The sequence below is a fragment of the Pseudoxanthomonas koreensis genome (assembly GCF_010093225.1).
GTDB lineage: Bacteria > Pseudomonadota > Gammaproteobacteria > Xanthomonadales > Xanthomonadaceae > Pseudoxanthomonas > Pseudoxanthomonas koreensis.
On the sequence record NZ_PDWM01000049.1, the window covers coordinates 1 to 19621 of the forward strand.

General features: G+C 71.5%; 19 protein-coding genes. 13 read left to right on the top strand and 6 right to left on the bottom strand.

Translation table 11 applies throughout. The annotated features are described in order from the left end of the window. Window positions 1–470 (top strand): RDD family protein (locus CSC64_RS12450; RefSeq protein WP_162435654.1); only part of this gene is annotated, 470 nt, incomplete at its 5' end. A gap of 39 nt (window positions 471–509) precedes the next feature. On the opposite strand, the gene lptG is transcribed toward CSC64_RS12450, so the two are convergent. Continuing rightward, window positions 510–1616, bottom strand: a complete 1107-nt coding sequence (gene lptG, locus CSC64_RS12455; RefSeq protein WP_162435655.1) for an LPS export ABC transporter permease LptG — start codon at window positions 1614–1616, stop codon at window positions 510–512. Further along, window positions 1613–2698, bottom strand: coding sequence for an LPS export ABC transporter permease LptF (gene lptF, locus CSC64_RS12460; RefSeq protein WP_162435656.1), 1086 nt, complete (start codon window positions 2696–2698; stop codon window positions 1613–1615). The genes lptG and lptF overlap by 4 nt, the downstream gene beginning before the upstream one ends. A gap of 129 nt (window positions 2699–2827) precedes the next feature. On the opposite strand from lptF, the gene CSC64_RS12465 reads away from it, so the two are divergent. From CSC64_RS12465 to CSC64_RS12480, 4 genes are all read left to right on the top strand, one after another. Then, window positions 2828–4297, top strand: a complete 1470-nt coding sequence (locus tag CSC64_RS12465; protein WP_162435657.1) for a leucyl aminopeptidase — start codon at window positions 2828–2830, stop codon at window positions 4295–4297. Between the two features lie 64 nt (window positions 4298–4361). Continuing rightward, window positions 4362–4787, top strand: a complete 426-nt coding sequence (locus tag CSC64_RS12470; RefSeq protein ID WP_162435658.1) for a DNA polymerase III subunit chi — start codon at window positions 4362–4364, stop codon at window positions 4785–4787. Window positions 4788–4851: 64 nt separating this feature from the next. Then, window positions 4852–7686 (top strand): valine--tRNA ligase, encoded by a 2835-nt coding sequence (locus CSC64_RS12475; protein WP_162435659.1) that lies wholly within the window; start codon window positions 4852–4854, stop codon window positions 7684–7686. 55 nt (window positions 7687–7741) lie between these two features. Then, complete coding sequence (locus tag CSC64_RS12480) at window positions 7742–9331, top strand: amidohydrolase (RefSeq protein ID WP_162435660.1); 1590 nt, start codon at window positions 7742–7744, stop codon at window positions 9329–9331. Between the two features lie 92 nt (window positions 9332–9423). On the opposite strand, the gene rimI is transcribed toward CSC64_RS12480, so the two are convergent. From rimI to CSC64_RS12495, 3 genes are all read right to left on the bottom strand, one after another. Continuing rightward, a complete protein-coding gene (gene rimI / locus CSC64_RS12485; RefSeq protein ID WP_202922368.1) occupies window positions 9424–9879 on the bottom strand; it encodes a ribosomal protein S18-alanine N-acetyltransferase in 456 nt (151 codons plus the stop codon). Between the two features lie 44 nt (window positions 9880–9923). Next, window positions 9924–10070, bottom strand: coding sequence for a hypothetical protein (locus CSC64_RS13970; RefSeq protein WP_238390036.1), 147 nt, complete (start codon window positions 10068–10070; stop codon window positions 9924–9926). A gap of 407 nt (window positions 10071–10477) precedes the next feature. Then, entirely contained in the window at window positions 10478–11257 is a 780-nt protein-coding gene (locus CSC64_RS12495; protein WP_162435663.1) for a CDP-alcohol phosphatidyltransferase family protein, read from the bottom strand. 117 nt (window positions 11258–11374) lie between these two features. Between CSC64_RS12495 and CSC64_RS12500 the strand changes: the two genes are divergently transcribed. The 4 genes from CSC64_RS12500 to CSC64_RS12515 all read left to right on the top strand — a co-directional run bounded on the left by CSC64_RS12500 (window position 11375) and on the right by CSC64_RS12515 (window position 14582). Next, window positions 11375–11758 carry a DUF4124 domain-containing protein gene (locus CSC64_RS12500; protein WP_162435664.1) on the top strand — a complete coding sequence of 128 codons (384 nt, stop codon included), beginning with the start codon at window positions 11375–11377 and terminating at the stop codon, window positions 11756–11758. A 2-nt stretch (window positions 11759–11760) separates the two neighbouring features. Beyond that, entirely contained in the window at window positions 11761–12039 is a 279-nt protein-coding gene (locus CSC64_RS12505; protein WP_162435665.1) for a DUF4124 domain-containing protein, read from the top strand. Between the two features lie 232 nt (window positions 12040–12271). Continuing rightward, on the top strand, window positions 12272–13969 hold the full coding sequence (locus CSC64_RS12510; RefSeq protein ID WP_162435666.1) for a proline--tRNA ligase: 1698 nt from the start codon (window positions 12272–12274) through the stop codon (window positions 13967–13969). Window positions 13970–14153: 184 nt separating this feature from the next. Then, the gene (locus CSC64_RS12515; protein ID WP_162435667.1) at window positions 14154–14582 is read left to right on the top strand and encodes an H-NS histone family protein; all 429 of its coding nucleotides are present in this window, start codon (window positions 14154–14156) and stop codon (window positions 14580–14582) included. Window positions 14583–14623: 41 nt separating this feature from the next. Here CSC64_RS12515 and CSC64_RS12520 read toward each other — a convergent pair whose 3' ends face one another. Beyond that, window positions 14624–15871: a threonine/serine exporter family protein gene (locus CSC64_RS12520; protein WP_162435668.1), complete on the bottom strand. Its 1248-nt coding sequence runs from the start codon at window positions 15869–15871 to the stop codon at window positions 14624–14626. 101 nt (window positions 15872–15972) lie between these two features. On the opposite strand from CSC64_RS12520, the gene CSC64_RS12525 reads away from it, so the two are divergent. Genes CSC64_RS12525 through CSC64_RS12540 form a run of 4 tightly spaced genes read left to right on the top strand, consistent with a single transcriptional unit; the run spans window position 15973 to window position 19481 of the window. Next, window positions 15973–17091 (top strand): ABC transporter permease, encoded by a 1119-nt coding sequence (locus tag CSC64_RS12525; protein WP_162435669.1) that lies wholly within the window; start codon window positions 15973–15975, stop codon window positions 17089–17091. A gap of 1 nt (window position 17092) precedes the next feature. After that, on the top strand, window positions 17093–17908 hold the full coding sequence (locus tag CSC64_RS12530) for an ABC transporter ATP-binding protein (protein ID WP_162435670.1): 816 nt from the start codon (window positions 17093–17095) through the stop codon (window positions 17906–17908). A 2-nt stretch (window positions 17909–17910) separates the two neighbouring features. After that, window positions 17911–18837, top strand: a complete 927-nt coding sequence (locus CSC64_RS12535) for an MlaD family protein (RefSeq protein ID WP_162435671.1) — start codon at window positions 17911–17913, stop codon at window positions 18835–18837. Then, on the top strand, window positions 18834–19481 hold the full coding sequence (locus CSC64_RS12540; protein WP_162435672.1) for an ABC-type transport auxiliary lipoprotein family protein: 648 nt from the start codon (window positions 18834–18836) through the stop codon (window positions 19479–19481). Before CSC64_RS12535 ends, CSC64_RS12540 begins: the two co-directional genes overlap by 4 nt. The last annotated feature ends 140 nt before the right edge of the window (window positions 19482–19621 follow it).

Consider the following 19621-nt stretch of genomic DNA (forward strand, 5'->3'; position numbering starts at 1 on the left):
CACCCCCTCCTGCCGCCGTCGCACCGCGCCCGCGCGCCCTGGTCGGCTGGCGCCTGCTGGCGCTGTTCTACGACCTGTGGCCGGTGGCCGCGCTGTGGATGCTGGTCGCGGTGCCGTTCACGCTCGGCTACACCTTCCTCGGCCACCACGCCGCGCGCGAGAACATCGCGCCGTTCAGCGCATTGCAGTGGCTGCTGTGGCTGGCCTGCTGGGGCGTCACCGGCCTGTACGCGACACTGAGCTGGCGCCGCGGCGGACAGACCCTGGGCATGCGGCCGTGGCGCCTGAAGCTGGTCGCCACCGATGGCGGCGCGGCCACGTGGAAGGCGTTGTGGCTGCGCTACGCGGTCGGACTGCTGTCGCTGCTCCCGGCCGGCCTGGGTTTCTGGTGGGCCTGGTTCGACCGCGACCGCCTCGCCTGGCACGACCGCGCCAGCGGCACCCGCCTGCTGCGCCTGCCGAAGCCGTAGGGCCGGGCCCGCCCCGCTGCCGACGCGCCGGCGCCGCGCTCAGCCCGACTTGCGCCGGAACAGCCACCACGAGACCGCCAGCATCACCACCGGCGGCAACGCATAGGCGATGCGGTAGTCGAAGCGGGTCGCGCCTGCCAGGCGGCCGAACAGCATCTGCAGCAGCATGAAGCCCAGCGCGAACACGATGCCCAGGAACAGGCGCTTGCCCATGCCGCCGCTGCGCAGGCTGCCGAACGCGAACGGCACCGCCGCCAGGCACAGCGCCAGCACGTTGAGCGGGTAGAACCAGCGGCTCCAGTAGATGTCCTCGTACTCGCGCGCATCGAGGTTGTTGCGGTTGCGGTACTCGATGCTGGCGCGCAGGTCGGCGGCCGACAGGTTGCGCGCGCGGGTCAAGCCGGCGGCCAGCGCGTTGGGGTCCAGCTGCGACTCCCAGCGTTCCTCGGCCAGTTTCTGCTCGATCGCCGCGCCCGGGCTGAAGCCGAAGCCGATCCGGCGCACGTCGCGCAGCTGCCAGCCATCGGCATCGTGCGCGGCCACCGCCGCGCGGGTGAGCGATTGCAGGCTGCCGTCGGCGGCCAGCCGGTACAGGCGCACGTCGCGCAGCTCCAGGGTGCGCTCGCCGTCCACCACCCGCTCCTCGCCGTCGACCGCGTTGAGGAAGGTGTCGCCCTCGCGCGCCCACAGCCCCGAATAGCGGGCGATGGCCACGTTGTTGGTCTTGGCCGCCAGCTTCATCCGGTCCGACTGCAGTTGGCCCCACGGCGCCAGGGTCTCGCCGTTGACCACCATCAGCGTGGTCAGGATCACCAGCGCCGCGGCCACCGACAGGCTCAACCGCCGCCGCGACAGGCCCAGCGCGCGCAGCGCGGTCAGTTCGGAGGTCGCCGCCAGCTGGCCCAGGCCCATCAGCGAGCCGATCACCGCCGCGTAGGGAAAGATCGTGTAGGCGCGCCGCGGCACGGTGTAGGCGACCACCGTCAGCGCGGTGGCGAAGTCGTAGCTGCCCTTGCCCAGGTCGCCGAGCTGGCCGGACAGGGCCATGACCACGTCGAAGCCGAGCAGCACCGCCCAGGTGAGCAGCACCGTGGCCAGCACCACCCGGCCGATGTAGAGGTCGTGCAGGCGCGGGCGCAGGGTCATGCCGCCGCCCTCCGCGGCCGCGACAGGCGGCCGTCGCGCAGGTACATCCAGATCGCCAGCGCCAGCAGCGGCAGGGTCAGCCACCACAAGCCGAGCATCGCCGGCAATTCGCCCTCAGCCAGCATCCGGGTGCCGATGAACAGCAGGTTCGCGCTCACCAGGTAGGCGAGGAAGCCGAGCATCAGCCGGCCGTAGCGCTGCTGCCGCGGCGAGCTGCGCGCCAGCGGCAAGGTCATCAGGGCGAACGCCAGCGCCAGCAGTGGCGGGGCCAGGCGCCGGTGCAGCTCGGCGTTGGCTTCGGCGCGCTTGTCGCCGAGCAGGGTGCGTGTGGGCAGCAACACCGGATCGTCGCGCTCGCGGGTGTCGGTGCGGTCCGGCATGGCCAGTTCGTTGGCGGCATAGCGCATCATGCGGAAATCCAGGGTGCCGCCGAGCGGTCCTTCGACGCGGTGGCCGTCGCGCAGCTGCAGGAAGCGTTCGCGCTCGCCCTCGAACTGCAGTTCGCCCTCGCTCGCGGTCAGCACGTCGACCCGGCCCTCGCGCTCGCGGTGCAGGAACACGCCCTGCAGGGTGCGGCCGTCCTCGCTCATGCGGTCGATGTAGACGATGCCGCCGCCGTTGGGCAGCGAGGTGAAGCGCCCCGGCTCCAGCCCGGCCACGATCAGGCTGCGGTTGGCCTGTTCGACCATTTCCGCCCCGGCGCGCTGGGCCCAGGGCCCCAGCCACAGCGAACAGGCCGCCACCACCAGCACCACCGGCACCGCGGTCATCAGCAGCGGCCGCAGCAGCCGGCGCGGGCCGACCCCGACCGCATTGATCACCGCCATCTCCGAATCCCGGTACAGCCGCGCCACCGACAGCATCAGCCCCAGCATCAGCGCCAGCGGCAGCACCAGCGGCAGGTAGACCAGCAGCTGCAGGCCCAGCTGGGACAGCAGCAGCCGCGCCGGCAGGCCGCCGTCGGCGATTTCGCCCAGCACGTCGACCAGCACGCCACCCAGGCTCACCGTGAGCAGGACGATCAGGGTCGCCAGGAAGCTCTGGAGGAAATCGCCCAGCAGGTATCGGTCGAGCTTCGGCATCAGGCGGGGCAGTCCTATAAAATCCCGGGTTCGCTTGCGGGCGTGGCCATCCAGGGCCCCAGGGCCGGGAAGGCCGCGACCCGCGATTTCGTGTTTGATTGTAGTTGACCCTCCCCCGGAATCTGATCAATGGCCCTGCAATTCACCCTGAACCGCGAGGCCGCCGCAGCGGCCGCCTTCGATTGCGTCGTGGTCGGCGCCTTCGCCGACAAGACCCTGACCCCCGCGGGCCAGGCGATCGACGAGGCCAGCGGCGGCCGCCTGCGCGCCCTGCTCGAGCGCGGCGACCTCAGCGGCCGCACCGGCCGTACCCTGCTGCTGCACGACCTGCCGGGCGTGGCCGCGCCGCGGGTGCTGGTCATCGGCCTGGGCGAAACCGCCAAGTTCGGCGTGCCGCAGTACCTCAAAGCGGTGGCCGACGCGGTCCGCAGCCTGAAGACCGGCCCGGTCGGCAAGGCGCTGTTCACCCTGAGCGAAGTGGCCGTGGCCGGCCGCGACGCCGCCTGGGCGATCCGCCAGGCCGCCATCGCCGCCGACCATGCCGGGTACCAGTACACCGCCACCCTGGGCAAGAAGAAGGACGAGCCGGGCCTGCGCGAGCTGGCCATCGCCGGCGACGACGCCACCGCGCTGGCCCAGGGCGAGGCGATCGCCGCCGGCGTGGCCTTCACCCGCGAGCTGGGCAACCTGCCGCCGAACATCTGCAACCCGGCCTACCTGGCCGCGCAGGCGCAGGAATTCGCCGCTGCCCACGACGGCGCGCAGGCCGAGATCCTGGACGAGGCGCAGATGGAAGCGCTGGGCATGGGCTCGCTGCTGGCCGTGGCCCGCGGTTCGGCCAACCGTCCGCGGCTGATCGTGCTGAAGTGGTCCGGCGGTGGCGAGGCGAAGCCCTACGTGCTGGTCGGCAAGGGCATCACCTTCGACACCGGCGGCGTCAACCTCAAGACCCAGGGCGGGATCGAGGAGATGAAGTACGACATGCTCGGCGCCGGCAGCGTGCTGGGCACGTTCGTGGCGGCGGTGAAGATGAAGCTGCCGCTGAACCTGGTGGTGATCGCCCCGGCGGTGGAGAACGCGATCGACGGCAACAGCTACCGCCCGTCGGACGTGATCACTTCCATGTCCGGCAAGACCATCGAGGTCGGCAACACCGACGCCGAAGGCCGCCTGATCCTGTGCGACGCGCTGACCTACGCGCAGCGCTTCGAGCCGGCCGCGCTCATCGACGTGGCCACCCTCACCGGCGCGTGCATGGTCGCGCTGGGCAAGTTCGCCACCGGCCTGATGAGCAAGCACGACGACCTGGCCGGCGAACTGCTGGCCGCCGGCGAGAATGTGTTCGACCGCGCCTGGCGCCTGCCGCTGTGGGACGAGTACCAGACCCTGCTCGACTCCACCTTCGCCGACGTCTACAACATCGGCGGCCGCTGGGGCGGCGCGATCACCGCCGGCTGCTTCCTGGCGCGCTTCGCCGAGGGCCAGCGCTGGGCGCACCTGGACATCGCCGGCTCGGCCAGCGACGAGGGCAAGCGCGGCATGGCCACCGGCCGCCCGGTCGGGCTGCTGAGCCAGTGGCTGCTGGACCGGGCCGGCTGAGGCGCAATCGGGCGGCGGGTGTGGATTCCACTCTCGGAACCACACCCCGGCCCGGACCCATCCCATGCCCCGCGCCGACTTCTACCTCATCGCCAAGCCGCGCTTCGCCGCGCAGCCGCTGCTGCTGGTCTGCGAACTGGCCCGCCGCGCCTGCGACAGCAACCAGTTCACCGTGGTGCTGGCGCGCGATGCGGCCCAGGCCGAAGAGATCGACGACCTGCTGTGGTCGTTCGACCCCGACGCCTACATCCCGCACCAGATCGCCGGCAGCGACGAGGACGACGAGATCACCCCGGTGCTGATCGTCGCCCCCGGCACCGAGGCGCCGCCGCGGCCGCTGGCGATCAACCTGCGCGACGAAGCCTGGGCCGCGCCGTGCGAACGCGTGCTCGAAGTGGTGCCCGCCGACCCGGCCGCGCGCGGCCCGCTGCGCGAGCGCTGGAAGCAGTACCAGGCGCTGGGCTACGACCTCAACAAGCACGACATGTAAATGGGGACGGAGGGAATTAAACGCGCGCGTTTAATTCCCTCCGTCCCCTTCAACGAAGAAGACGATGACCGACACCCTCCCCTCCGGCTACGAACCCAAGTCCTTCGAATCGCGCCTGTACGCCGAATGGGAGGCCAGCGGCTGCTTCAAGCCGTCCGGCCAGGGCGAGCCGTACTCGATCCTGCTGCCGCCGCCCAACGTGACCGGCACCCTGCACATGGGCCACGCCTTCCAGCACACGCTGATGGACGCACTGGTGCGCCACCAGCGCATGCTCGGTCGCGACGTGCTCTGGCAGATGGGCACCGACCACGCCGGCATCGCCACCGAGATGGTGGTCAGCCGCAACCTGGCGCTGGAAGGCCAGGGCGAAACCCGCGATTCGCTGGGCCGCGAAGGCTTCATCGCCAAGGTCTGGGAGTGGAAGGGCCAGTCCGGCGACATCATCGAGCGGCAGATGCGCCGGCTGGGCGCGTCCGGCGACTGGTCGCGCAGCAGCTTCACCATGGACCCGCAGCCGTCGGCGGCGGTGGTCGAGGCGTTCGTGCGCTGGCACGAGCAGGGCCTGATCTACCGCGGCCAGCGCCTGGTCAACTGGGACCCGGTGCTGAAGACCGCGATCTCGGACCTGGAGGTGGAGAGCGTCGAGGAGGACGGCTTCCTCTGGTCGATCCGCTATCCGCTGGCCGATGGCGTGAGCTACGAACACGTCGAGCACGATGCCGACGGCAACGAGGTCCTGCGCGAAGTCCGCGACTACCTGGTCGTGGCCACCACCCGCCCGGAGACCATGCTCGGCGACACCGCGGCGATGATCCATCCGGAGGATCCGCGTTACCCGGGCCTGGTCGGCAAGGACGTGCTGCTGCCGCTCACCGGCCGCCGCATCCCGGTGATCGCCGACGAATACGTCGACCGCGCCTTCGGCACCGGCGTGGTCAAGGTGACCCCGGCGCACGACTTCAACGACTACCAGGTCGGCGTGCGCCATTCGCTGCCGCTGATCAACCTGTTCACCCCGGTGGCCGCGCTCAACGACAACGCGCCGGAGAAGTACCGCGGCCTGGATCGCTACGACGCGCGCAAGGCCGTGCTCGCCGACCTGGAAGAGCTGGGCCTGCTGGTGGAGACGAAGCCGCACAAGCTGCAGGTCCCCCGCGGCGACCGCACCGGCCAGGTGATCGAGCCGTACCTGACCGACCAGTGGTTCGTGAGGATGGATGCGCTGGCGAAACGTGGCCTCGACCTCGTGGAATCGGGCGAGGTGAAGTTCGTCCCGCCGAACTGGATCAACACCTACCGCCACTGGATGGAGAACATCCAGGACTGGTGCATCAGCCGCCAGCTGTGGTGGGGGCATCGCATCCCGGCGTGGTTCGACGTGGCGGGAACCTGCTACGTCGGCCGCAGCGAAGACGAAGTGCGCGCGAAGCACGGCCTCGGCGCCGATGTCGTGCTCACCCGGGACAGCGACGTGCTGGAGACCTGGTTCTCCTCGCAGCTGTGGCCGTTCTCGACCCTGGGCTGGCCGGATGCGCAGGCGATGGCCGAACGCGGCTTCGACCGCTACCTGCCCTCCTCGGTGCTGGTCACCGGCTTCGACATCATCTTCTTCTGGGTGGCGCGGATGATCATGGCCACCGACAGCTTCACCGGCCAGGTGCCGTTCCGCGACGTCTACATCACCGGCCTGATCCGCGATGCGCAGGGCCAGAAGATGTCCAAGTCCAAGGGCAATGTCCTCGACCCGCTGGACATCATCGACGGCATCGCCCTGGAAGACCTGGTCGCCAAGCGCACCAGCGGGCTGATGCAGCCCAAGCTGGCCGAGAAGATCGAGCGCGCCACCCGCAAGGACTTCCCCGACGGCATCATCGCCCACGGCGCCGACGCGCTGCGCTTCACCATCGCCGCGCTGGCCGGCCCCGGCCGCGACATCAAGTTCGACCTCGGCCGCGCCGAGGGCTACAAGAACTTCTGCAACAAGCTGTGGAACGCCAGCCGCTTCGTGCTGATGAACACCGACGGTGCCGGCTTCTCCGGCGCCCCGCAGCCGAAGACCGACGCGGAGAAGTGGATCCTCGCGCGCCTGGCCGCGGTCACCGCGCAGGCGCAGGAGCATTTCGCCGCCTACCGCTTCGACCTGCTGGCGCAGGCGCTGTACGAGTTCGCCTGGAACGAGTTCTGCGACTGGTTCGTCGAACTGGCCAAGCCGGCGCTCAACGGCGACGACGCCGCGGCCGCGGCCAGCACCCGACACACCCTGCTGCACGTGCTCGAATCGCTGCTGCGCCTGCTGCACCCGCTGGTGCCGTTCGTGACCGAGGAACTGTGGCGACAGGCCGCCCCGCGGCTGGGCATCGCCGGCAATTCGATCTCGCTGCAACCGTATCCGCAGCCGGCCGATTTCGCCGGCCAGGACTATGCGGCGGCCGAGGCCGACATCGAATGGTTCAAGGCGATGGTCTCGGCGCTGCGCCGGGTGCGCAGCGAGCTGGGCGTGTCGCCGTCGAAGCAGGTGCGCCTGCTGCTGCAGGCGGGCAGCGACGCCGATCGCGTGCGCGCGGCCCGCTTCGACTCGCAGCTGCGCTTCCTGCTGCGGCTGGAGTCGGTGGAATGGCTGCAGGCCGGCGCACCCGCGCCGGCCGCCGCCGCGGCGATCGTCGGCGAGCTTCGGCTGCTGGTGCCGCTGGAAGGCCTGGTCGACCTCGACGCCGAGCGCGCGCGCCTGGACAAGGAGCTCGCCCGCGTCGCCGCGGAAAAGGACAAGAGCGAGGCCAAGCTGGGCAAGTTCACCGACAAGGTCCCGGCCGCCGTGGTCGAGCAGGAGCGCCAGCGCCTGGCCGACTGGGGCGCGCAGCTGGCCGGCCTGCGGGAGCAGCGCGCCAAGCTGGGCTGACCGCTACCCCCGGCCGGATGCGTTATAACCCCCGGAATTCACCGGGGGTCCATCGATGCGCGCGATTGCCGTTGCCTGTCTGTTCTTCGCCGCGGCGGACGCCGCCGCGGTCGACACCGTCCTGCACAACGGCAAGATCTGGACCGGCGATCCCGCGCAGCCGTCCGCGAGCGCCATCGCCATCGAAGGCGGCCGCATCGTCGCCACCGGCAGCGACGAAGCAATCCTGGCGCTGGCGACGAAGGACAGCCGGCGCATCGACCTCAAGGGCCACCGCGTGGTCCCGGGCATCAACGACGCGCACACCCACATCACCCTGGGCCTGCCGTCGTTGGATATCGAACTGCCGCGCGACGCCGGCAGCACGCAGGTGCGCGAGGCGATCGCGGCGCTGCCGACGACCGGCGACGGCTGGATCACCGCCGACATCGGCATGGACGTGCTCGCCGATCCGGCGATGCGGCGCGCGCAGCTCGACGCGCTGCAACCGACCCGCCCGCTCCTGCTCACCGGCTGGACCGGCCACGGCATGCTGGTCAACAGCGCCGCGCAGCGCGCGCTGGGACTTTCGCTGGACGACGTGCCGGCCGGCGGCTGGCTGGGCCGGGATGCGTCGGGCGCATTCGACGGCCGCGTCTACGAGTACGCGCAGTGGTCGCCGCGCACCGGCCTGCCTGCACGCCCGGAGAAACTGCGCAGCGTGATCGCGCTCGACAGCGATGCATTGCTCAGGCTCGGCGTCACCAGCATCCAGAACATGGCGATCGGCACCCCGCTGCCGGACTTCATCACCGCCTGGCTTGAAACCGGCACACCGCTGCGCCTGCGCGCGATCCGCACCCCGCTTGCGCGCGAACCGGGCCAGCCCCCGGACCACCTGGAGTTGCCTGCGCGCGATCCGGCGCGCCCATCGATCACCGTCTCCGGCACCAAGTGGATCCTCGACGGCACCCCGATGGAAGGCGGCGCAGCGATGCGCGCCGCATACGCCGACGGCAGCCACGGCCGCCTGAACTTCGACCCGGCCGGGATCGAAGCGCTGCTGCGCGAGATTGCCGGTCGCGGCGACCAGCCGCTGCTGCACGTGTCCGGCGACGCCACGCTCGCCGCCGTGCTGGACGCCCTGCAGGCCACCGCCAGCGCGGAGACCTGGCGTGCGCTGCGCCCGCGGATCGAGCACGGCGAAGGCCTGGCGCCGGACCTGGTGGCACGGGCGAAGGAATACGGCGTGGTGCTGGTGCAGAACCCCTCGCACTTCATGCTGCCACCGGCCGAAGCCGCGTACCTGGACGCCCACCGCCTGCAGCCGCTGGCGGACGTGCTCACCGCCGGCATCCCGCTGGCGCTGGGCAGCGACGGCCCGCCCAGCCCGTGGTTGAACATGATGTTCGCCATCGCCCCGGCCTCGCGCCCGGACCAGGCGCTGAGCCGCGAGCAGGTGCTGCGCGCCTACACCGCCGGCAGCGCGTTCGCCGAGTCCAGCGAGCAGGAAAAGGGCAGGCTCGCGCCCGGCCAGCTCGCCGACCTGGCGGTGCTGTCGCAGGACGTGCTGGACGAGGCTGTGCCGGGGCAGGCGCTGCCGGGGACCCGCAGCCTGCTGACGATGGGGGCTGGGGAGATCGGCTGGCGCGATCCGGGGTTCTGAGGGAATGGCGGAGGGGTGGCCCGGTTCATCCGGGAACTGCGCGTTCAACGCGGCGCCTTCGAGGTCGTCGGGTCGCCCCCTGAAGTGGGCTCCTACAGGGGGGGCATGCGCTCGATGGTGTCGGGGAGCAGTTCCATCGCCATCACGATGGCGTCTTCGCGGCCCTGGGCGGCGGGGTAGTAGCGCGGGCGGCGGCCGATCTCGTTGAAGCCTTCGCTGTCGTACAGGGCGATGGCCTGCGGGTTGGACGGCCGTACCTCGAGGAAGATCCGATGCGCGCCGCGGTCGCGGGCGGCGCGCAGCAGTGCGCGCAGCAGGTGCCGGCCGAGGCCGCGCGACTGCCGCTCCGGCGCGGTGCACAGGTTGAGCAGGTGCGCCTCGTCGGCGGCGATGCTCATCACCCCGTAGCCGGCCGGGCGGTCGTCCGCCAGCGCCATCAGCGCCGGGTAGCCGGCCAGCAGGCAGTCGCGGAAGATGCCACGGGTCCACGGGAACGGATAGGCGCGATGCTCGATCGCCATCACCGCGTCCAGGTCGCCCTCGCGCATGGCGCGCAGGCGCCAGGCCGGGGTGGCCTCGCGGCAGGCCACGCTCACGACGGTCGCCGCCGCAGCGCGCGCAACTGCGGCCAGAACGCGCGCTTGGCCGCGGCATCGCCGCGCAGCCGGTCCACCGGCCATTGGGCCATGGCTTCCTGTGCGGCTGGATCGGCCGGATCCAGCCCGGAAGCACGCAGCATCGCCAACTGCAGCCGGTCCGGCAGCCGCGCCGGACGGCGTGGGCCCGGGCGCGCGGCGGCAGCGGGAGTGGTCCCTGCAGCGGGAGCGGCATCCTCTCCAGGTCCGATATCTGCACCGGCACCGGAAACGGGCCTGGCACCGGCACCGGGAGCACGCCCCGGAACGGCCGAAGCGACATCGCCGGACCCGTGCCCTGCCGCAGCAGGCGCCGGCACGCGCCGCGGCGCCACATCGCCGGCCGGCACCCGCCCGCCGTGCGAAGCCGCCGGCCGCCCCGCCTCGTCCGCCCCCTCCGGCTCCAGTCCATCGCCAGGCCCGGACCCGTCGCCCCCCACGCGCAGCACGGCATGCCCCAGCGCCTGCAGCCAGCGCCGCTGCTGCGGACTCCAGGGCGAGCCGCCGGGTGTCATCCCGCGCTTCCCGCGGGTGGCCGCAGCCGCTGCCACGCCGCCATCACCGGGCCCGACAGCGCGTACAGCACGCCGACCACCAGCAGCACCCGCGGCGGGTCCACCACCAGCATCGCCAGCACTACCGGCACCGCCAGCAGCACCGCGAACGGGACCCGGTCGGCCTTCGCCCCGCCCTCGCCGCTGCCCTTGAAGCTCCAGTAGCGCAGCTGGCTGACCATCAGCAGGCCGGCGAGCAGGGTCACCGCCAGCGCCACGTAGCGCAGTTCCTCGCCGCTCCAGCCCAGCTCGCCGTCGGCGAAGGCCCAGACGAAGGACATCATCAGCCCCGCCGCGGCCGGGCTGGCCAGGCCCACGAACCAGCGCTTGTCGACGATCCCGACCTGGGTGTTGAACCGGGCCAGGCGCAACGCCGCGCAGGCCGCGTACAGGAACGCCACCGCCCAGCCGACCCGGCCCATCGCGCCGCCGTCGAACTTCAGCGCCGACAGCGACCAGTGGTACATCACCAGCGCCGGCGCCAGGCCGAAGCTGACCAGGTCGGCCAGCGAGTCGTACTGCACGCCGAAGGCGCTGCTGGTGCCGGTCAGGCGGGCCACGCGGCCGTCGATCCCGTCCATGACCCCGGCCACGAACACGGCGACGGCCGCCGCGGTGAAGTGGCTGTTGGCCGCGGCGATGATCGCGTAGAACCCGGCGAACAGGCCGCAGGTGGTGAACAGGTTCGGCAGCAGGTAGATGCCGCGGGAGCGCGGCGGCGGGGTTCCAGGATCCATGCCGCCAGTGTACGGGCCGGCCGCCCCGCTGCGACCCGTGCCCGGGCGACTTGCCAGCCCGGCGGCCGGGTGCTGCAATCGGCACAACGTTCACCCCGCCCCGCTGGAGACCCGCCGATGCGCATCCTGTCCCGGTCCTGCCTGCTGCTCCTGGCCGCGGGCTTCTGCGCCAGCGCCGCGGCCACCAACGTCTACCAGTGGAAGGATGCCAAGGGCGTCACCCACTCCGCGGACAAGCCGCCGTCGGGCCAGAAGTACGACACCCGCCGGATCGACCAGCGCGGCCAGTACGTCGAGACCGCCGCGCCGGCCGCCCCGGCGGTGGACCCGCAGTGCACCACCGCCCGCCAGAACCTGCAGCTGCTCGGCGGCACCAGCGCCGTGCAGCAGGACACCGATGGCGACGGCAAGCCGGACAAGACCCTCAACGACGACGAGCGCGCCGCGCAGAAGAACCTGGCCGAAGCCGCGGTCAAGGCCTACTGCCCGCCAGGCGGCTGAGCATGCGCGCAGCCTGGGCGATCCTGGCCGGGCTGGCCGTCGGCGGCGGCCTGGCCTGGTGGCTGGGCCGCGACCAGGCCCCGCAGCGCTCGCCCGAAGCGCGCCAGCGCGCCGCCCAGGCCGCGGCGGCCAATGCCGAAGACGCGCAGCGCCCGCTGTACCGCTGGCGCGACGACGCCGGCAACCTGCAGGTCACCGACCAGCCGCCGCCGAAGGGCCGCAAGTACGAACGCATCGCGCTCGAGCCCGAACCGGGCATCCAGGTCACCGCCCCACCCTGACTTCCCCCTGTAGGAGCCCACTTCAGGGGGCGACCCGATCACGTTGGAGGCACCCCGTTCAACGCGCCGCCGCGGAGGATCCGCGTCAAACGCTGGCTCCGGACAAGCCACCGGGTCGCCCTCATGCGGGCTCCTACAGGTAATCGTGCCAACGAGGCCACCAGGCCGCAGCAGCACCGCATCGCCCGTGCTGGCAGAATGCACGGTTCCCGCCACGAACCCCGCCCCCGCGATGCGCCTGTCCCGCTTCCACCTGCACACCACCAAGGAAACCCCGGCCGACGCCGAGCTGGCCAGCCACCGGCTGATGCTGCGCGCCGGCATGATCCGCAAGCTCGCCGCCGGCCTGTACACCTGGTCGCCGCTGGGCCTGCGCGTGCTGCGCAAGGTCGAGGCGGTGGTGCGCGAGGAAATGGACCGCGCCGGCGCGATCGAACTGCAGCTGCCGACCATCCAGCCCAAGGAGCTGTGGGAGGAGACCGGCCGCTGGGAGAAGTTCGGCGGCCAGCTGCTGAAGATCCGCGACCGCAAGGAGCAGGAGTACTGCTACAGCCCCACGGCCGAAGAGGCGATCACCGACTTCGCCCGCCAGGAGCTGGGCAGCTACCGGCAGCTGCCGGTGAACTTCTACCAGATGCAGACCAAGTTCCGCGACGAGATCCGGCCGCGCTTCGGGGTGATGCGCGCGCGCGAGTTCCTGATGAAGGACGCCTACTCGTTCCACGCCAGCGATGCCGACCTGGCACGCGAGTACGAGAACATGAAGGCGGCCTACACCCGCGTGTTCACCCGCCTGGGCCTGCAGTTCCGCGCGGTGCAGGCCGACTCCGGCGCGATCGGCGGCGATGCCTCCCAGGAATTCCACGTGCTGGCCGAATCGGGCGAGGACGCGCTGGCGTTCTCCACCGGCTCGGACTACGCGGCCAACGTCGAGACCGCGCAGGCTGCCGCGCCCGGCGCGCGCCCGGCCGCGGCCGAAACCCTGCGCAAAGTCGACACGCCGGTGCAGAAGACCTGCGAGGACGTGGCCGCGCTGCTGGGCATCCCGCTGCAGCGCACGGTCAAGTCGGTGGCGGTGGTCGGTGAAGACGGTTTCGTGCTGGCGCTGGTGCGCGGCGACCACATGGTCAACGAGATCAAGCTGGCCAAGGTCGCCGGCCTGGCCGACTACCGGCCGGCCAGCGAGGACGAGATCGCGACGCACCTGGGCAGCGAGCCGGGCTTCCTCGGCCCGCTGAAGCCGGCGAAGGCGATCCGCGTCGTCGCCGACCGCGAGGTCGCGGCGATGGCCGACTTCGTCGTCGGCGCCAACGAGCGCGGCTTCCACCTCGCCGGGGTCAACTGGGGCCGCGACCTGCCCGAGCCGGACCTGGTCGCCGACATCCGCAGCGTGGTCGCCGGCGACCGCGCCGCCGACGGCGGCGAGATCCGCCTCGCGCGCGGCATCGAGGTCGGCCACGTGTTCCAGCTCGGCCGCAAGTATTCCGAAGCGATGGGCTTCACCGTGCTCGACGAGACCGGCAAGGCGGTGGTGCCGCCGATGGGCTGCTACGGCATCGGCGTGTCGCGCATCGTGGCCGCCGCGATCGAGCAGAACCACGACGAGGCCGGCATCATCTGGCCGGTGCCGATGGCACCGTGGGCGGTGGCGGTGTGCGTGATCAACCCGAAGAAGGACGCCGCGGTGGATGCAGCCGCCGAAGCGCTGCTGGCCGAACTGCAGGCCGCCGGCCTGGACGCGGTGCTCGACGACCGCGGCCTGCGCCCGGGGGCGATGTTCGCCGACATCGAACTGGTCGGCATCCCGCACCGGGTGGTGGTGTCCGAACGCGGCCTGGCCGCCGGCACCTTCGAATACCGCGCGCGCAGCGGCGGCGAGGCCGAGGCGCTGGACCGCGCGCAGCTGCTGCAGCGCCTGCGCGGCGACTGAAACCGCGCATGCCGACGCGGGATAATCACCGCGATTCTCCCCGCCGCAGGTGAAGGAAAACACCCGGATTATCGGAAGATAATCCGGGTGTTTCACATGGACTTCATTTACCGGGGTAATCCGATCGATTATCCTGCGCGTGCACCTGTACCGCGAATACCCTTGATCCCGACCGGAGCCCCGGATGCCCATCGACCTCACCACCCTGTCCCCGAAGGAGCTCGGCTCCCTGATCGCCACCGCGAAGAAGCGCCAGGACCAGCTCACCAAGCGTGCGCCCGCCGCGCAGGTGCGCGCGAAACTGGTGAAGCTGGCCAAGGCCGAGGGCTACACCATCGAGGAACTGTTCGGTGGCGCCGCGCCGGCGAAGGCCGCGCGCAAGGCTGCCGGTGCCCGCACCGGGCGCAAGCTCGGCAAGGTCGCGCCGAAATATCGCAATCCGGCCAACCCGAAGGAAACCTGGACCGGCCGCGGCAAGCAGCCGCGCTGGCTGGCCACCTACGTCGGCAAGGGCCGCGACCTGGGTGAATTCCTGATCCCCGGCGTGGCCAGGCTCACCCCGAAGCCGAAGTCCGACGGCAAGAAGCGCGTGGTGAAGAAGGCCAGGAAGTAAGCGCCCGGTCCGGTGTTTTTGCAGGAGCTCCTGCAACGGCGTCACAGGTTCTTGCGCGCCGGCACCAGCAGGTTTCCGAACAGCAGCCCGGCGACCAGCGCCATCACCACGTTGAGCACGGCCAGCAGCGCGCTCTGGCCGAGGTTCATGTCCTGCTCCTGGATCAGCGTGAGCAGGCCGCGCAGGCTGGCGCTGCCGGGCACCAGCATGATGATGCCCGGCAGCCGGACCAGCGCCCCGGGGCGATGCATCCAGCGCCCGAAGGCGTTGCCGGCCGCGGTCATCGCCAGCGCCGACACGAAGATGCCGGCGGAACTGCCCCAGGCATCGCCGACATGGCGACCGATCATGTAGCCGCAGACCGCCGCCGCCATCACCCACGGGTAGTCGCGGCGGCTGGCCTTGAACAGCACCGCGAAGGCGAACGCGGTCACCCCCAGCGAAATCCAGACCACCACTTCCGGCTGCGGCCGCCAGGCGCGAACCTGCGGCTCCAGGCCGAGCAGGTCGAACAGGGTCACCGCCACCATCGCGCCGACGGTCAGCTTCATCACCGTGGTCAGCGCGCCGGCGAAGCGCACCGTGCCCGAGACCCAGTGCTGGCTGGACAGCTCGTTCATCGCGTTCGTCAGCGCCATGCCGGGCAGCAGCACGATCAGCGAGGCGATCACCACGGTGTTGAGGTTGAGCTGACCGACCAGCACCGCCACGGTGCACACCACGGTGCCGGCAATCAGCGCGGCCAGCGCTTCGGAGGCTTCCTTCAGCGCCGGCCGCGAGCTGATGCACAGGTCGAGCAGGCCGATCAGCAGGCCGGTCGCCGCGGCGGTGGCGATGTCCAGCCACGGCAGCCGCCACAGCCCGGCCACGCCGGCGGCGGCCAGGCCGAAGGCCAGCACCTGCATCACCCGGGAGCGCGTGGACGGCGCGCGGTCGAGGGTGCGCAGCGCGGTATGGCCCTGGGCGATGCTCATCTGGCCATTGGCCACCACCTCGGCGATGCGGTCGGCCTCGCTGAGCTTGTGCAGGTCGTTCTCGCCCGGTGGCAGGCGGATCACCCGGGTGATGTCGTTGCTGCCCAGCGGCTTGCCCGGGTCGTTGAAGCTCAGGATCAGCCCGGTCGGGTTGGACCAGGGTTCGCACTCCAGGTCCAGGCGCTGCGACAGCGCCAGGATCGTCGCTTCCAGCCGCTGCGCGGTGGTGCCATAGCGGTGCAGCCGCGCCGCCATCTCCGAGACGAAGGCGATGCGCTGCGCGTAGCTGGCGGTGGGATGGGCCGGGGCATTCATCGCACTAGTATGTCGCCCCGCCGCAGCGGCGCACACCCGTCGCCGGCGCGACCACGGCACCTGCACCCCCCTTCCGGGTATGCTGCCGCCCGGACGCTCCCATGACCGAACAGACCGGATCCCCTCCCCGCTGGCAGCAGGCACAGGCCGGAACCGGCAGGATCACCCTGTCCGGCCACTGGACCCTGGACCACGCCGCGGCCATGTCCGAGCAGTTGCGCGCGATCCCCGGGGATGCCGCGGTGATCGACGCCGGCGGGATCGAACGGCTGGATTCGGCCGGGGTCATGCAGCTGATGCGCTTCGCCAGCCGCCGCGGCCTGGACAGCGAGCACCTGCGCTTCCGCCAGGAGCACGCGCCGCTGGTGCAGGTGATCGAGGACGTGGCCGACGACCGGCCGCCGCGCCGGCGCGACTACGGCTTCGCCGCCGCGCTGGAGCGCATGGGCCGGGCCACCCACGCGGTGGTGCGCGACATCGTCGAGCTGGTCGGCTTCACCGGCGAGAACCTGGTCAAGCTGCTGCGCATGGTCCACGAGCCGCGCCGCTTCCGCCTCACCGCCACCGTCTCGCACATGGAGCAGACCGGCCTGGACGCGGTGCCGCTGGTGGCGCTGCTGTCCTACCTGGTCGGCGCGGTGATCGCCTTCCTCGGTTCGACCATCCTGCGCGACTTCGGCGCGGAGATCTTCGTGGTCGAGCTGGTGTCGATCGCCTTCCTGCGCGAGTTCGCGGTGCTGCTCACCGCCATTGTCCTCGCCGGCCGCACCGCCTCGGCCTTCACCGCGCAGATCGGCACAATGAAGGCGCGCGAGGAGATCGACGCGATCCGCACTCTGGGCCTGGACCCGATCGACCTGCTGGTGATCCCGCGCCTGCTGGCGCTGCTGTTGATGCTGCCGCTGCTGACCTTCATCGCGATGCTGGCCGGCCTGGCCGGCGGTATTACCGTCGGCGCGTTCGACCTGGGCATCCCGCCGCAGATGTACCTGGCGCGGATGCACGAGACGATGGAGGTGCGGCATTTCCTGGTCGGCATGTCCAAGGCGCCGGTATTCGCCGTGGTGATCGCCCTGATCGGCTGCCTGGAGGGCCTGCGGGTGACCGGCACCGCGCAGTCGGTGGGCGAACGCACCACGTCCAGCGTGGTCCAGACCATCTCGCTGGTGATCGTGATCGACGCGCTGGCCGCGTTGTGGTTCATGCACATGGACTGGTGAGATGGCGAAGGACACGACGGAAAACGCGATCGAGGTCCGCGGCCTGGCCAACCGCTTCGGCAGCCAGACCGTGCACGAGGGCCTGGACCTGGACGTGCGCCGTGGCGAGATCCTCGGCGTGGTCGGCGGCTCCGGCAGCGGCAAGTCGGTGCTGATGCGCAGCATCATCGGCCTGCTGCGCCCGGCCGCCGGCAGCATCCGCGTGCTCGGCGTCGACGCGCTGTCCGGCAGGGCCGCCGACCGCGGCCACGTGGAGCGCAGCACCGGGGTGCTGTTCCAGGACGGCGCCCTGTTCTCCTCGCTGACCGTGGGCGAGAACGTGCAGGTGCCGTTGAAGGAACACCACCCGGAACTGCCGGAAAGCTGGCGCTACGAACTGGCCCTGCTCAAGGTGAAGCTGGCCGGCCTGCCCGCCGACGCGATCGACAAGCTGCCCTCGCAGCTGTCCGGCGGCATGCGCAAGCGCGCGGCCCTGGCCCGGGCGCTGGCGCTGGACCCGCCGCTGCTGTTCCTGGACGAACCCACCGCCGGCCTGGACCCGATCGGCGCGGCCGCCTTCGACCGGCTGCTGGCGACGCTGCAGGAGGCGCTGGGCCTGACCGTGTTCCTCATCACCCACGACCTCGACACCCTGTACGCTATCTGCGACCGCGTCGCGGTGCTGGCCGACCGCAAGGTGGTGGTCAACGCCCCGCTGGCGGAGGTCGAGCGCTTCGACCACCCGTGGGTGCAGGAGTATTTCCACGGCCCGCGCGCGCGCGCCGCGCGCCGCGCGGCCACGGGCGATGCGGGCGACACCGCGACGGAGGCAGGCTGAGCATGGAAACCAGGGCCAACTACGTGCTGATCGGCGCCTTCACCCTGGTGGCGGCGGTCGGCCTGCTGCTGTTCGGGCTGTGGGCGGCGAAGTACTCGTCCGAGCGCAGCTGGCAGAACTACATGATCGTGTTCGACGAAGCGGTCACCGGCCTGTCGGTGGGCAGCCCGGTGCAGTTCAACGGCATCGCCATCGGTTCGATCGAGGAGCTGTCGCTGGACCCGCGCGACCCGCGCCGGGTGATCGCGATCATCCGCGCCGACGCCAGGGCGCCGGTGAAGACCGACACCCGGGCGAAGATGGCGATCACCAGCCTGACCGGCCCGGCGATCATCCAGCTCATCGGCGGCACCCCGGGTGCACCGCTGCTCACCGCGGTGGACCATCGCGAAACGCCGCTGATCCAGACCTCGCCCTCGGCGCTGCAGAACATCACCGACACCGCCAACCGCATCGTCGAGCGCATGGACCAGGTGCTCAGCGACGAGAACGTGGCCCACATCGCCGCCACCCTGGAGAACCTGGAGCGGATCAGCGGCGCGCTGGCGGCGCAGGACCAGGGCATGGAGGCGCTGCTGGTCAGCGCGCGCGACGCCGCGCGCAGCCTGGACGCCACCCTGCAGGCCACCAACGGCACCGTGCAGCGCCTGGACCGCAACCTGGTGCAGGAACTGCCGGGCCTGATCGAGAAGCTCGACTCGACCCTGGCGCGGCTGGACTCGGCCGCCGGCAACGCCGACGCGATCCTTGGCGAGAACCGCGCCGCAATCAACAGCTTCGCCAACGACGGCCTGGCCCAGCTCGGCCCGACCCTGACCGAACTGCGCGGCCTGATCCGCGACCTGCGCCAGATCAGCGACCGCCTGGAAGGCAACCCCTCGCGCTTCCTGCTCGGCCGCGACGCACCGAAGGAGTACGAACCGCAATGAGGCCCCTGCCCTTCCCGTGGATCGCGCGCGCGGCCGCGCTGCCGCTGCTGCTCGCCCTCGCCGGCTGCTCGGTGCTGGGCGGCCCGCGCGATCCGCTGACGCTGTATTCGCCGCAGCAGGCCGCCCAGGCCGACCCGTCATGGCCGCGGGTGGACTGGCAGCTGTCCATCGCCCGCCCCAGCGCCGCGCGCCTGCTCGACAGCCCGCGGATCGCGGTGCGCCCGGTGCCGGGTGAACTGCAGGTCTACCGCGGCTCGGCCTGGGCGCAGCCACCGGCCGACATGCTCGAGGCCGGCGTGCTGCGCGTGCTGGAGGATTCGGGGAAGATCGCCGGCGTGGGCCGCGTGGCCACCGGCATGCGCTCGGACTACCGGCTGCTGATGGACGTGCGCCGCTTCGAGGCCGACTACCGCGGCGGCCCCCTGCCGGCGGCGACGATCGAGGTCAGCGCGACCCTGCTCGACAACAGCGACCAGCGCATCGTCGCCCGGCGCACGTTCGAACGGGTGGAACCGGCCACGGCGACCGACGTGGCCACCGTGGCCAACGCCTTCGACCAGGCGCTGGCCTCGGTCAGCAGCGAAATCGCCGGCTGGGCGCTGCTCCAGGGACAGGGCGACGCCAGCGCCCAGCCTCGCCCCTGACCCCCACGTCGCCCACGCCCCCCTGAAGTGGGCCCCCACAGGGGGGGGCGCCCAGCCACGGGAGTCCGGGGCGTACGAGAGGCAGCCTACGGCGGCCACCGGCAGGACCGGGCTGCGGACCGACGACGTCCAGCACCCGG